This window comes from Blautia sp. HCP3S3_C12 (assembly GCF_052064155.1).
In the GTDB taxonomy this organism is placed as follows: domain Bacteria; phylum Bacillota; class Clostridia; order Lachnospirales; family Lachnospiraceae; genus Blautia_A.
The window spans coordinates 396,923-411,555 of record NZ_JBQHWC010000001.1; the positions used below are offsets into that span (position 1 = coordinate 396,923).

General features: G+C 40.7%; 9 protein-coding genes. 5 read left to right on the forward strand and 4 right to left on the reverse strand.

Features of this window, described 5'->3' with window-relative positions; all coding sequences use genetic code 11:
* The first annotated feature begins 5 nt into the window (after positions 1-5).
* The gene (locus ACTNDS_RS02030; RefSeq protein ID WP_441033080.1) at positions 6-803 is read left to right on the forward strand and encodes a helix-turn-helix transcriptional regulator; all 798 of its coding nucleotides are present in this window, start codon (positions 6-8) and stop codon (positions 801-803) included.
* A 97-nt stretch (positions 804-900) separates the two neighbouring features.
* On the opposite strand, the gene ACTNDS_RS02035 is transcribed toward ACTNDS_RS02030, so the two are convergent.
* Complete coding sequence (locus ACTNDS_RS02035) at positions 901-3,312, reverse strand: GH36-type glycosyl hydrolase domain-containing protein (RefSeq protein WP_441033083.1); 2,412 nt, start codon at positions 3,310-3,312, stop codon at positions 901-903.
* Between the two features lie 78 nt (positions 3,313-3,390).
* Positions 3,391-6,090, reverse strand: a complete 2,700-nt coding sequence (locus ACTNDS_RS02040; RefSeq protein WP_441033086.1) for a GH36-type glycosyl hydrolase domain-containing protein — start codon at positions 6,088-6,090, stop codon at positions 3,391-3,393.
* A 419-nt stretch (positions 6,091-6,509) separates the two neighbouring features.
* Here ACTNDS_RS02040 and ACTNDS_RS02045 point away from each other — a divergent pair, with 419 nt between their 5' ends.
* The 4 genes from ACTNDS_RS02045 to ACTNDS_RS02060 all read left to right on the forward strand — a co-directional run bounded on the left by ACTNDS_RS02045 (position 6,510) and on the right by ACTNDS_RS02060 (position 12,388).
* Complete coding sequence (locus tag ACTNDS_RS02045; RefSeq protein ID WP_441033088.1) at positions 6,510-7,871, forward strand: carbohydrate ABC transporter substrate-binding protein; 1,362 nt, start codon at positions 6,510-6,512, stop codon at positions 7,869-7,871.
* 131 nt (positions 7,872-8,002) lie between these two features.
* Positions 8,003-8,956, forward strand: a complete 954-nt coding sequence (locus ACTNDS_RS02050) for a carbohydrate ABC transporter permease (protein WP_300335561.1) — start codon at positions 8,003-8,005, stop codon at positions 8,954-8,956.
* A gap of 3 nt (positions 8,957-8,959) precedes the next feature.
* Positions 8,960-9,805 carry a carbohydrate ABC transporter permease gene (locus ACTNDS_RS02055; protein ID WP_055059513.1) on the forward strand — a complete coding sequence of 282 codons (846 nt, stop codon included), beginning with the start codon at positions 8,960-8,962 and terminating at the stop codon, positions 9,803-9,805.
* Between the two features lie 84 nt (positions 9,806-9,889).
* On the forward strand, positions 9,890-12,388 hold the full coding sequence (locus tag ACTNDS_RS02060; protein ID WP_441033092.1) for a glycoside hydrolase family 3 protein: 2,499 nt from the start codon (positions 9,890-9,892) through the stop codon (positions 12,386-12,388).
* A 162-nt stretch (positions 12,389-12,550) separates the two neighbouring features.
* On the opposite strand, the gene fliB is transcribed toward ACTNDS_RS02060, so the two are convergent.
* Together fliB and ACTNDS_RS02070 are read right to left on the reverse strand one after the other, a co-directional pair.
* On the reverse strand, positions 12,551-13,753 hold the full coding sequence (fliB, locus tag ACTNDS_RS02065) for a flagellin lysine-N-methylase (RefSeq protein ID WP_441033094.1): 1,203 nt from the start codon (positions 13,751-13,753) through the stop codon (positions 12,551-12,553).
* Between the two features lie 4 nt (positions 13,754-13,757).
* The gene (locus tag ACTNDS_RS02070; RefSeq protein ID WP_441033096.1) at positions 13,758-14,594 is read right to left on the reverse strand and encodes an AraC family transcriptional regulator; all 837 of its coding nucleotides are present in this window, start codon (positions 14,592-14,594) and stop codon (positions 13,758-13,760) included.
* Positions 14,595-14,633 lie beyond the last annotated feature (39 nt).

A 14,633-nucleotide genomic window follows, 5' to 3' on the forward strand; every position in this document is an offset into this window, starting at 1 on the left:
GACATATGAGTTATCAGAACGAATGGATTCTTTTTGAGGCGGAAGATGAGTTTGATGAAATTAAGCACAGAGAACCGACAGAGGAATTATTGTTCTATCGTGCAGTTGCAAGTGGAGATATAAAAACTGTTAAGAAGAATTGTGAACGGCAGAGATTTACAGAGTGTGATGGTGTGGGAGTACTGTCAAAGAATGCGGTCACAAATATGAAATATCATTTTGTTATCACTACCGCAATGATAACCAGACTCTGTAAACAAAATGGAATGGAGATGGAACAGGCATTTCGCTTGAGTGATTTTTATATTCAAAAGCTGGATGGCATTCATACAGTAGAAGAGGTTCAGAGCCTTCATGATGAGATGGTGATGGATTATACTGAAAAAATGCGCAGATATTTCAAAGACAACACCTATTCTAAACATATCAACGCAAGTAAAGAATACATTTATTCTCATATCAAAGAACGAATTACAATAGAAGATCTTGCAGATTCACTTGGAGTATCTGCGAGCTATCTCTCCAGATTATTTAAAAAAGAAACAGGAATATCGGTCAGTGCCTATATCCGCAGACAGAAGATAGAAATGGCGAAAAATCTTTTGCAGTACAGTGATTATCCAATCATTGAGATTGCAAACCGTCTTTCCTTTTCTTCCCAGAGTCATTTCATCCAGCAGTTTCGGGAAGTTACGGGAATGACACCGGGCAAATACAGGGATGAACATTATATGATACACTGGGATATAGAAAAAGAACTTTGTGTCGCATCAGAGTCGGAACTGAAAAAAGAACAGGATTAATCAAAATATTAAGATAAGAAAAACAGGCGGCTAGCTTACAGGGAATATAAATTTTCTGTAAGCCGGCCGCTTATTTTCATCTGGTAATATCGGGGGATTAAAGAGTTAATATGATTTCGTTCTTATCCTGAAGAAGTTTTTCAGGGATATAATTATCTGCTAATTTCTGTCCGTTAAGAATCAGACTGCAGCAGCCAGATTCTTTTTCGTCTGGATTTTCTACAGAGATATGAAGCTGTTTTTCACGGAAAACTTTCTCAATCTCAAAGTGTTTCCAGCTTTTTGGCACAGAAGGAGACAGTCGAAGTCCTTCAAGATCAGGGCGAAGTCCGAGGATACCTTCCACACATCCTACCATTACAGTAGAAGCAGTTCCTGTCAGCCAGTGAACATGAGAGCGTCCGAAGTGTTTGCTTGCTTTTCCCTCTGTAAACTGACCATAGCAGTATGGTTCAAGACGACGGATTTCGGCACAGTCATTCTGCGCAGCAGGAGAATTTTCCATAAAATAGGTAAAAGCACGTTCTCCATGACCGCGGAGTGCTTCAGCAAGAATCAGCCAGCCCTGGGATTGGGAGAAAATACCGGAGTTTTCTTTGGTACCCTGATTATAGATAACTGCCAGTGCACCATCGAAAGCATGTGAATGGTAAGGAGGATCCATAAGGATTGCGCCATATTCCGTATTCAGACGTTCATATACATTATTTAGTGCTGCGTCTCCCTGTTCCGGGGTAGCAAGACCACTGATGACTGCCCAGCTCTGAGGATTCAGCCACATATTTGCTTCAGGAGCAGCAGCTTCACCGATTCTTTCTCCTGATTCTGTATAACCACGTACGAAGCGGTCGTTATCCCAGCACAGTTCCTGAACTTTTTCGCCAAATGCTTTCTGAGTTTCTTCAAGATACTGTACATATTCTGTATCTTTTTTATATTCGGCAAAGATTTTCAGGATTGTCATTGCATAATAGAACTGTAAAGCAACAAAAGAAGATTCTCCGTTTGCACCCAGACGGAGACAGTCATTCCAGTCTGCATAAAGTCCGGCGGGCATTCCGTGCGGTCCAAGGTGATCAAGGGAGAAGGCAACTGCACGTTTCAGATGCTCGTATACAGTAGCTTCTTCTTTGTTGGCAAAAGGAATCACTTCATCAAGAAAAGCAGTGTTTCCGGTTTCTGAAATATATTTATATACAGTTGGGAAAAGCCATAATGCATCATCTGCACGGTAAGCCGGATGGCCGGTTTCCTGTACATAAGAAGCATCATCCGGAGTATCTTCTTTTCCAGGTGTGTGAGTAAACTTGACAAGAGGGAGTCCGCCACCGTTATTTACCTGCGCAGACAGCATGAAACGAATCTTTTCCAGTGCCATTTTCGGTGCCAGATGGATGATTCCCTGAATATCCTGTACAGTATCTCTGTATCCGTATCCATTTCTGAGTCCACAGTAAATGAAGGAAGCTGCACGGGACCAGATGAAAGTCATAAAACAGTTGTATGCGTTCCAGGTATTAATCATAGTATCAAATTCCGGACTTGGAGTGCTGACTTTAAGATTATCAAGCTTACTGTTCCAGTCAGCTTTTAATGCTTCCAGTTCTTCTGCTACAGTTGGAGCCGGATTTTCGTAACATCTGATTACTTCAGCAGCTTCAGATGACGGTTTCATTCCAAGAAGAAAAGCAATTGTTCTGGTTTCACCTGCTTTAAGAGTTATTTTGCAGGAGAGAGCACCACAGGAGTTTTCATTATAGCTTGTCTTATCACCAAGATCACCACAGACAATACCTTCAGGGTTTCCATATCCATGGTAACTTCCGAGAAATTCATTTTTGTCCCCACAGTAAGAAGAAACCTCAGCACCTGCAATTCCAAAGAAACGTTCTGTCACATTTTTCTCATCTACTTTCTCATTTTCAGGAATTGCATCAAGATTTCCATGAATCTGCTGAGTAATTCTGTTTCCTTCGAACAGTGTACGAGAAATAAAAAGAGAGTACTGTAAATTAACCTGATCCTGTTCGTAATTGCTGTGGTTGGTAAACTCTGCATATCCGCTGAGAGTCAGGTTCCTTTCGTGATCAGAATGATTGGTCACAGATAATGCCCATACTTCATAACTTTTTCCAAGAGGAACATAGTAAAGGGCTTCTGAGTGAATATCGCTGTAGTCGGCAGAAATTTTTGTATAACCGATTCCGTGACGGCATTCGCTCTTATACTGAGTCAGATCTTTGCCTACAGGCTGCCAGGATGCAGACCAGAAGTCTGATGATCTGTCATCACGAATGTAAATGTAACGTCCCGGCTGGTCAAAGTTATTAAAAACATAGCGCAGGATACGTCCGTTTGCACCGGATTTTGCAAAACTGTAGCCCCCTGCATTATTGGAAATGATTGCACCGTACTCCGGGGAACCCAGATAGTTTACCCATGGTGCAGGTGTTGCCGGATTAGTAATCACGTATTCTCGGTTTTCATTGTCAAAATATCCGTATTTCATATAGTAAATCCTTTCTGTCAGAACAATATTTATAACTGCCTGTCGACTGCTTTTATGGAGGCTGAGCAGCTATTGTTTTCAGGCAAGTGTCACTGTAATTTCATGAAGATCAGAAGAGAGGTTGTTAATAAATTCTCTGGAGATCATAATATGGGAATCTTCTGCGATTTCTATTGCTGTTTTGTCGCAGTCCGCAGCGGCGATATGATAAGAACCATAATCTTTTCTATCTGTGTTTCGGTAGGTAACATGGAACTGTTTTCCTGCAAAAGTAACAGAGACAGAAGCAGTTCCTGATTCATCGAACTGTTCTGCCAGAAGTTTTGGATGAACCAGAAGGTTTCCGAAAACTCCACGGACACCAAAGACCTCTGTGATCATGGTAAAAAGATACCAGCTTGCAGCACCTGTCAGATAATGATACATGCCACGTCCGTCTGAACGGAAATATTCAGGAATTCCCGGGTAAATATGGCTGGTATCAAAGTCGAGAGCTGTATCAGACAGAGAACGCAATGCTTTCCAGCCTTCTTTTGCAAAGCCTCTCTGATATAAGGCATTTGCATACATAACTGCCATATGAGAGAAAACAGCACCGTTTTCTTTTTCGCCATAAGCGAAACCGAACATACGTCCCATATCAAACTTCAGTTCCTGAAAATCTGTGTTCAGGCGGTAACCGCCAATTTCCTTTCTGTAAAGATAATGATCTGCGCTTTTTACGATTTTTCTGATCTGCGCATCAGTGGCAACATTTCCCATAATAGAGAAAACCTGGCCCGTGAGCATCATACGCACCTGTTCATGGTGGAAACCTTCCACTGCCTCTCCATGATTATCGTAATAGCTGTTATACCATCCTTCTTCGCTGTCTTTGCCATCAATCCATTCCTGTGAACGGATATGATCTGTCAGCCAGTTGGATTTCTGGATCAGGTTGGCGGCAAGTGTGGAGAGAGAGAAGTTTTTCTTTCTGCCGCTCAGGTTATGCCTGCAGCTTTTGGCATATTCAGTAAGAATCTTTTTCTTTTCAGATACACTGTCAAACATATCTGTCTGGTCGTTCAGCAGGATTTCAATTTCCTCTGACAGCGGGATACTGGTTTCGCCTGCAGATTCCATAAGGCGTAATATGGAAGCAAGAGTGTGGAGATTGCCCGCATAAGCACAGGTAAAGGCAACACTTTCACCATTTTCTGCTGCCATATCCAGGGCATCGTTCCAGTCAGCTCCGCGGAGACGGTAAATATTATGAACACCTACATCATAAAAAGCGGCAAGCTGCTGGATCAGAATGTGCTCCAGAACACTTCCGGTATATACCTGACCGTCTTCGGTGCGCTGTTTATTTCCATATGCGTCATTCCAGAGAGTATCAATTTCTGTGCCGCGCATGGTTTGTGCATCTTTAAAATAAGGAACCTGTTTCTTAAGGATTTCTATATCTCCGGTCTGATTAATATAAAGACTGGTCGTGATTAGCGGCCAGAGTGCATGATCCATCCATACACGTGCGATTCCGTTTCTGTCAGCGATAAAATTGCCGTCACCGTCTCCGATAATAGTAGCATTTGTACCATCAATACGTACGCCGCCATAATTCTTTTCAATCATGGCACCTACATTCTGAGGATTCATCAGCAGAAGAGAAAGACAATCCTGCCACAGATCACGCCATCCGCGTCCACCACGTCCGTAATCATGATGAGGAAGGAAAGAACAGCCAAATAAACGGCGCAGGAATGGCTGGAAACTTACCCATTTCATATAACTGTCAAAGTCAGGATCCTGTGTGTGGAAGTCAACGTTTACCTGTTTTTTCCAGTAAATTCTGGTTTCTTCCAGTGCATTTTTTACTTTATCGGAAGTAGTGTATTTTTCAAAAATATTTTCAATTTCTTCTTTACTGTCAGCAATACCTGATAATAAAATAAAGTCTGTTTTTTCACCAGGAGCCAGTGTGAAAGATGAGAAACAGAAAGCACCCATTGCTTCCTTTCCTGCTGCCATACTGTGTGCGGGAACTCCTTTATATCCTTCATATACTGTGCGTGGATGTGTATAGGTACCACCTTCTCCGATAAAATCTTCTACAGTCGGATAATAGGAAATCGGATTTTCTCCCTTTCCGGAACAGCCATTTACATAATAGATTTTATGATTTGGCTGATGTCCCCGCTCGTCAAATGACATGGTTGGGCAGACGTTGATTCCATGTTCTGTTGTCTCGATACGATGGAGCATGGAAGTGACATTTCGATGATCACGAATGTTATCCGCACTTCTTCCGTAAACAGGAATTGCACCATATGCAGTAAATTTCTGTACAGTATCTGTCTGGTTTTCAACCGTCACATACATAATCTCCACATTATCACTTTTGGGGATAAAAGAAGTAACTGTGGAGATGAGCCCAAGTTCTCTGGAAGTCCTTTTCAAAGTATGCCACATGAATCCGGCGGTTAGTTCACTGTCTTCCTGCCTGTCAGTAAAACGGTCGGCTTCCTGCTGAGTAGAGGAACCTGTTACAGAATAAGGAATGTGTCCTTCTTTTACGATCCAGAAATTTCTGGAAGAACGATTGTTATGAAGATTTTCGGAACTGACCGGTTCCAGCAGGAAGGTATCCTGATCAATTTTGCTGTCACCTCCAAGCACTGGTGTGACAGAACTTTTCAGACCTGCTTCTGATGCAAGAGGAAAATAAAGATAACTGGTATTTTCTGGTCTGTTCACACAAAAGCTTCCATGATTATCAATAAACTTAATATGTTTCAACTTTTTTCTCCTTCCATAAATATTGTATGGAAATTATATCGGAACTGAGATCTTTCGGAAATAAGAAACATGAAGTAAGTATCAGAATCATGACATAAAATAACACAATTTCAGAAAAATATATGAGTAGGTAATGAATCAGATTACGAATATTCATCTGGCTGATTTATAGAAAAATGGTACTTTTTATACAAAAATACTAATAAAAAAACAGAAAGATCATGATTTTAGGAAAGATTTCCTTATTAAATGACAAAATCTGTCTGTATATAAAAAGAACACAATGAGGTCATGAATCTGACATTTTGGTGGAAATTATAATATACCCGAAAAGCAGCTTAAGCTATAATCTGATACATCAGGTGAGGAAAGAAACTCACAAAGAGAAAAAAGAAAAAAGAAAAAGGAGGGCTTTTTTAATGAAAAAGAAAGCATTAGCTGTTTTACTTACAGCATCCGTAATTGCAGGTACAATGGGCGGAACCGCTACAATCGTACATGCAGATGAAGAAGGAAAAGTAATCAATATTTATTCCTGGAATGATGAATTCCGTCAGCGTCTGGAAGCAGTATATCCTGAAGTAAAAGAAACATCCAAAGACGGAACTGTAACAACATTAAACGATGGAACAGAAATTCACTGGATCATAAATCCAAATCAGGATGGTGTTTATCAGCAGAAACTTGATGAAGCTCTTATGAATCAGGCTGATGCATCAGCAGATGATAAGGTAGATATCTTCTTATCAGAAACAGATTATGTATACAAATATACAGATGCAGCAGCGGATGTGGCAATGCCTCTGAAAGATCTTGGAATTGATCCTGACAAAGATCTTGCAGATCAGTATGACTTTACAAAAACAACTGCATCTGATGCGGATGGAGTACAGAGAGGATCTACATGGCAGTGCTGCCCTGGACTTCTTGTATATCGTCGTGATATTGCCAAAGATGTGTTCGGAACCGACGATCCTGAAGAAGTAGGCAAGAAAATGAAAGACTGGGATACAGCAAAAGCTACAGCTGAAGAACTGAAAGCAAAAGGATATTACACATTTGCTTCTTATGCTGATACATTCAGACTGTATGGAAACAGCATTTCCCAGCCATGGGTAGAAGACGGTGCAACAACTGTTAATGTAGACCAGCAGGTAATGAACTGGATCAAAGATTCCAAAGAATGGCTGGATGCAGGATACCTGAATAAAACTGTAAAAGGTCAGTGGAATGATGACTGGAACAAAGCTATGGGATCTGAATCCAAAGTATTTGCATTCCTCTTCCCGGCATGGGGAATTGACTTTACATTGAAACCAAACTGGGATGGAGAAGATGGAGCATGGGCTGTTACAAATCCACCACAGGAATACAATTGGGGCGGTTCTTACATCCAAGCAGCAACAGGAACAGATAATCCGGAACATGCAAAAGATATCATTCTTGCACTGACAGGAAATAAGGACAATTTATTAAAGATTTCCAAAGATTATTCTGACTTTACAAATACAAAGAGTGGTATGCAGGAAGTTGCAACAGATGATACTTTCGCATCTGACTTCCTTGGCGGACAGAATCCATTTACATATTTCTCACCGGTTGCAGAGAACATCAAGATCGCACCACTTTCTGCTTATGACCAGGGATGTGTAGAACTGATCCAGAACGCTTTCAGCGATTACTTCCAGGGTCAGGTAGACTATGACAAAGCAAAATCAAACTTTGAAACAGCAATCAAAGAACGTTATCCGGAAATCCAGGAAGTTAACTGGGCTGAATAATAAACGCTTTTGAATTGACAGTTAAAAAGTTTCAGGTGTAAATAACCTGTACAGATGCATTTGTATTTGCCAGACACGCATGAACGAGATGTGTGTCTGGCACTAATATGTAAAGGAAGGAATGCTGAACTATGAAAAAAAAGAAAAGCATCAGCTATGCAAAATGGGGATACATCTTTATCCTTCCATTTTTTATAACTTTTTTAATCTTTTCTTTGATTCCGCTGGTAGATACTGTACGTTATAGTTTCTATGAATATTATCGTTCAGGAATTAAAGAAATCGGACCGAATTTTATTGGAATGGCAAACTATCTGAGTCTGTTGAAGTCAGATATGTTCAAATACGGTGCTAATACACTGATTCTGTGGGTAATCGGATTTGTACCGCAGATCGTGATCGCACTGGTTCTGGCATGCTGGTTTACAGATGCGCGTCTGAAGATCCATGGACAGCAGTTTTTCAAGGTTGTTATTTATCTTCCTAACCTGATCATGGCTTCTGCATTTGCATTATTGTTCTTTACCATGTTCTCTACCAACGGACCGATTAACTCTATTCTGATGTCTCTGGGATGGGTTAAAAAACCGATAGATTTCCTGGGTTCTGTAATCGGAACCAGATCTCTGGTCGGATTTATGAACTTCCTGATGTGGTTTGGTAATACAACAATTATGCTGATGGCTGCTGTTATGGGTATCAGTATGGATATTTTTGAAGCATCTGAACTGGATGGCTGTAACAGTATCAAGAGATTTTTCTATATCACACTGCCGCTGATTCGTCCGATCCTTGCTTATACACTGATCACATCTATCATCGGTGGTCTTCAGATGTTCGATGTTCCTCAGATTCTTACAAATGGACAGGGAAATCCGGACCGTACATCTATGACTCTGATCATGTTCCTGAACAGCCATTTAAAGAGCAAGAACTATGGTATGGCAGGTGCACTGTCCGTATATCTGTTTATTGTCAGCGGTATTTTATGTATGATCGTATATAAGATGACAAATGACACAGACCCGGATGGTTCCAAGAAAGCTGCAAAGAAAAAAGCAAAAGAAGAAAGAAGGAGGAGATAAACTATGAAATCAAATACATCAGGTCGTGTGCGCAGTATTTTTGTTCATCTTGTGCTGATCTTTTTATCCTTCCTGTGTCTGTTTTTCTTTTACATTCTGATTGTAAATGCAACACGTTCCCATGCGGATCTGCAGAAAGGATTTTCAGCACTTCCCGGAAAATATTTTCTTGAGAATCTGAAGAATGTGGCAAATGACGGAAGTTTCCCGATGTTCCGCGGTATTCTTAACAGTGTTGTTGTATCTTCCTGCAGTGCGGCACTTTGTACATATTTTTCTTCTTTGACAGCTTATGGTCTGTATGCTTATGATTTTAAAATGAAGAAAGCAGCTTTTACCTTTATTATGGCAATTCTTGTTATGCCTACACAGGTAACAGCAATGGGATTTTTACGACTGATCACAAAGATGGGAATGTATGATTCTTTACTTCCGTTGATTATTCCGTCAATTGCATCTCCGGCAGTCTTTTACTTTATGTACAGTTACCTTCAGTCTTCCCTTCCTTTATCCCTTGTGGAAGCGGCAAGAATTGATGGCTCCGGAGAATTCAGAACCTTTAACAGTATTGTACTTCCGATCATGAAACCGGCAGTAGCAGTACAGGCAATCTTTACTTTCGTAGGATCCTGGAACAATTACTTCGTCCCTGCCCTGATCATTCAGTCAAAGAGCAAAATGACAGTGCCGATCCTGATCGCAACTCTGCGTGGTGCTGATTATATGAACTTTGATATGGGTAAAATTTACATGATGATCACTGTTGCGATCGTGCCAATCATTATTGTATATCTGCTTTTATCCAAATACATTATTGCAGGTGTAACACTTGGTGGTGTAAAAGAATAATGAGAATTAAGAACCCCCATAGAGAGAATGCTATGGAGGTTCTTTTCATGAGAATTATAATATTAAAAACAGGAGTATAATTATATGAAGAAATGGATTTACAGTGGAACTAGAGAAGAACAGCCGTCAGAGAGAGAACTGATGCATGGAAAGCTTGCCAGAAAAGCGGCGTCAGAAGGCATTGTTCTGCTGAAAAATGAAGGAATTCTTCCATTAAAGAAAGATACAGCTGCTGCACTTCTTGGGTATGGAGCAGAGAAAACCGTAAAGGGTGGAATTGGTTCTGGAGATGTTAACAACAGAAAGAATATTTCTATTTATCAGGGACTGAAAGAAGCAGGAGTAAAAATTGTAAGCGAAGACTGGATCAGCGATTATCACAATCGCTATGAGCAGGCGAGAGAGGCGTGGAAAGAAAAAGTTCTGGAAGAAGCTAAGAAAGTAGATAATCCTTTTGATGCCTATGCAGAGAATCCTTTTGCAATGCCGCTGGGACGTAAGGTGGCAGAGGAAGATATCTGTGAAGCAGATGTGGTGATTTATGTGATTAGTCGTATTTCAGGAGAAGGAAAAGACCGCCGCAAAGTAAAGGGAGATTACTATTTAAGCGAGAGAGAAGAGGAAGATTTACGTTATCTTGCAGAAATGAACAAACCTGTGATCCTTATTCTTAATGCAGGTGGTCCTGTGGAGCTGACAGATATTCTGGAACAGACAGACAATATAAAAGGAATCTTAAATATTTCTCAGCTTGGGCAGGAAGGGGGAGATGCCCTGGCTGATGTACTTCTGGGAAAAGAAGTGCCGGGCGGTAAACTGACAACAACCTGGGCAAGGCGATACGAGGATTATCCGGCTTCAGAAGAGTATGGGTATCTGAATGGCAATCTGGAAAAGGAAAAATACAAAGAAGGTATTTATGTAGGTTACAGATATTTTGACAGCTTTGACAAAAAGGTGATGTTTCCGTTTGGGTTTGGTCTTTCTTATACTATGTTTGAGATGAAGTGTTGCAGCATAAATATGGAAGAAAGTAAGATCAGAGCAGAGGTTCAGGTTACAAATACAGGAAATGAATATGCTGGTAAAGAAGTGGTACAGATTTATGTTACGCTTCCGCAGACAGAACTGGAAAAAGAGTATAAGAGACTGGCAGGTTTTGCAAAAACCAGACTTCTGAAGCCGGGAGAAACACAAACACTTACTGTTGAGATTCCACAGAAACAACTGGCTTCTTTCAATGAGGAAACACATACATGGATAGTGGAAAAAGGCAAATATGGCATTCTGGTCGGAAACAGTTCAGACAAACTGAAACTGGAAGCAGTTCTGGTAGTTTCAGATGATACAGTACTGGAACAGATGGATAAAATCTGTCCGCTTCAGGAAGAACTGGAACAGATTCATTTGACAAAAGAATTGAAAGAAAAATCTGTGCAGAGACAGGAAAAACTGATAACAGCGCAGGTTCCGGAATATTATTTTAAACCTGCGATGATACCGGCAAAATCGGAAAATGCCGGAAAAAATCAGGAAAATCTGACAGAGGAAGAAAAAAGATTTGTTTCTGTTCTGGAAGACAGAACTACAGAAGAGCTGATTCCTCTGCTTTATGGAAAGATTTCAGAGAATATCAGTACTCTTGGTGCAGCAGGGATTCGAGTGCCGGGATCAGCAGGTGAAACCTGCGGTACTTTGGAAGAGTATGGAATCCCCTCTCTTGTTATGGCGGACGGTCCGGCAGGTATCCGCCTCAGACAGTGGTATGAAGTAGATAAAGAGACAGACAGCATTTATGAAATGGGAGTTCTTGGTTCACTGGAAAATGGAATTCTGGAACCTGGTGTGCATCATGAGAATGCAGATACTTATTATCAGTACTGTACTGCTTTTCCGGTAGGAACAGCACTGGCACAGACCTGGGATACAGATCTTATGACAGAGTTTGGAAAAGCAATCGCAGAAGAAATGGAAGAATTTCATGTGAATCTGTGGCTTGCACCAGGCATGAATATCCACAGAAATCCATTATGTGGAAGAAATTATGAATATTATTCAGAAGATCCATATCTGTCAGGGATGCTGGCAGCAGCAGTGACCCGGGGTGTTCAGAGCAAGTCAGGATGTGGCGTAACAATCAAGCATTTTGCATGCAATAATCAGGAAGATAACCGCATGGGTGTTGACTCCTGTGTATCCGAACGTGCGCTCAGAGAAATCTATCTTCGCGGATTTGAAATTGCAGTAAAAGAAGGAAATCCTGTTTCTATTATGACTTCCTATAATCTTATCAACGGTATTCATGCGGCGAACAGCAAAGATCTGTGCATGACAGTTGCCAGAAAAGAATGGGGATTTGACGGAGCAATTATGTCAGACTGGAACACAACAGTTCCGGAAAATGGAAGCATTCCATGGAAATGTGTGGCAGCAGGCAATGACATTATCATGCCTGGAAATCCGGATGATGATAAGAATATTCGCCAGGCATATAAAGAAGGTAAACTTACAGAAGAAGAAATCCGAAATTGTGCCGGACATCTGGTATCTATGATCCGTAGATTAGAGCGTACAGATTGTTGAAATGATTTTTCAAACACGCTCTAAATGAAAACAGATAGAATTCTGGCATATGCTGAAAACACAGTAATGAGAGGACAATATTAATTATTAAAATCAATCGGAAGACCATCAGAGGCCTTCCGATTGATTTAATGCTCATAATAACTGGATTTTTTATTTGCATCAGCAGATTTTCAGTAGATTTTCAAAGGAGAAAATCTCTTTTTCAGACATTAATTCTTCAAATCTGTTCAGGTTAAGATCTGAGTGTTCCAGTTCTCTTGAAAACTGATAACAGATACGGATCTGGTCATCCAGCTTAAACTGCCGGTTGTTTTTCAGATAGGTTCCCACATTTAATTCATGGATAAACAGGGTGCACACAACTGCCATTTTCACCTTGGCGAAGATCTCATCATCATAAACTGCACCACAGAAATAGGTATAGATCCAGTAAACAAGAAGCTGTTCCCCCTGAATCTGCCAGTCAGGATAGGAGAAATCAAATTCACTTTTCTGCCAGGAATAAAGATTTTCGGAGTCAGACTGCGGATCTGTATTTCCATTATACAGTGGAGTCAGACAATTCTTTAAGTATTCCTGCCATCCTGGGCGCAGAACCTCCATTTCCGGAACAACAGTTTTCCACATTTTTTTAAATAATTGTTCTGGTGTATTTACGCAGGCAGATGCAGCAGAACTGTTTTCTATGTTATCTGCATTTATACGAGAGTAAATTTTACTGCAAAATCTATCTCCGTATCCGGAATCTTCATGTCGTTTTCGCATTTCTTCCCATTTAAAGAGTTCATTTTTATTTACACATAACTGGAAATCATGTGCAGCAGCCAGAAGTTTCCACAGACGTTTCTGCATGGGTACAGCTCTGTCCTGGATGATATCTATAAGCATATCACGGGTGTCCATAAGTGCAGTGAACAGGAAATAATCAAAGTCATCATAGACTTCTTCTTTTGTCTTTTTTTCTTTTGTGATAAAGTGTACCTTTTCTTTTTGGGAAAGTAAAATCCTTGCTGCCTCAGGACAGGAGAGCGACAGGGAAATCTCACGCAGACCTTCAAATTCTTCAATATGTCTAGGATAATTTCTGCAGGTTCTGCAGAACATTTCCGGTCCTGCTTCTGTGTGGATATCACACAGGTTCTCTTCGTTGAGAAAAGCACAGCGTCTGTTATACTGGCGGAAAACATGATGTTTCCAGTCAATATCATTGTGCAGGCGATTGCGGAACGGACCTTTAAAGTGCTGGTACTTCTTCAGTGTCTGATCGTCAATCACGATCTGCCATCCTGCGCAGCAGGTATCCGGACAGGCTCCTGCAATGCAGGAAAATTCTTTATAGTAATCTGGAAATGTAAATTGCATGGTATCACATTGCTTCCTTTCGTTTTTTCTTGAGTTTGCGGTAATTTCCTGCAGTCATTCCACAGGATTTGCGGAAGCTCTGAGAGAGATAGCTTTGAGAGGAGAATCCTGTGAGATGTGCAATATCTGAAATCCCATAATCAGTATTTTCCAGAAGTTCCTTGCACACTTCGATGCGTTTCCGGTTCAGATAATTGATAGGAGAAATCCCATAATATTTTGTAAATTCATGACTCAGATAATACTTATTAAGATGACTGAGTTCTGAGAGGTGATCCAGAGTAATATTTTCCCCGTAATTGGAGTCAAGATAACGCTTAATATGAGCGCACTCTTTACTTGGATGCTGTGCGGTGATCAGTTCAAATGGTGAATCCGTAATGCGCCGAAGCTGCAGGATCAGAATATCCAGCATATGACTGCAGATGGTTTCATATCCTTCAGACTGTCTGTCCAGCTCCTGAAACAGAGAATTAAAGTAAAATAACAAATCTGTTTTCTTTTCATGACAGTTAAAAATGCGATACTCTTTATGGGCGTTAAAGGAAAAACACAGTCCGTCCACACCTACAGTAAAATAACTCAGAGGAGGACTCCCTTTGGAGATTTCAGTGTGATTGATATGTGGATTAATGATGACCAGATCGTCCTTTGAGATTGGGAAAATCTGATCATCGATCAGAAAATCTCCCTGACCGTCACGTACATAGAACAATTCTGTAAAGGCATGAGAGTGAGGAATACTGGGCCAGTCACCCTCGTAGCGGGAAGAAGTATTTAAAAGCGTAATATTCTGAGCTGTTGGGTGTTCGGGGCTGAAACGAAATGATTGTGAGCTCATGGCAGATTCTCCTTTCTTCTGTTTACGGCAGATGAGTAT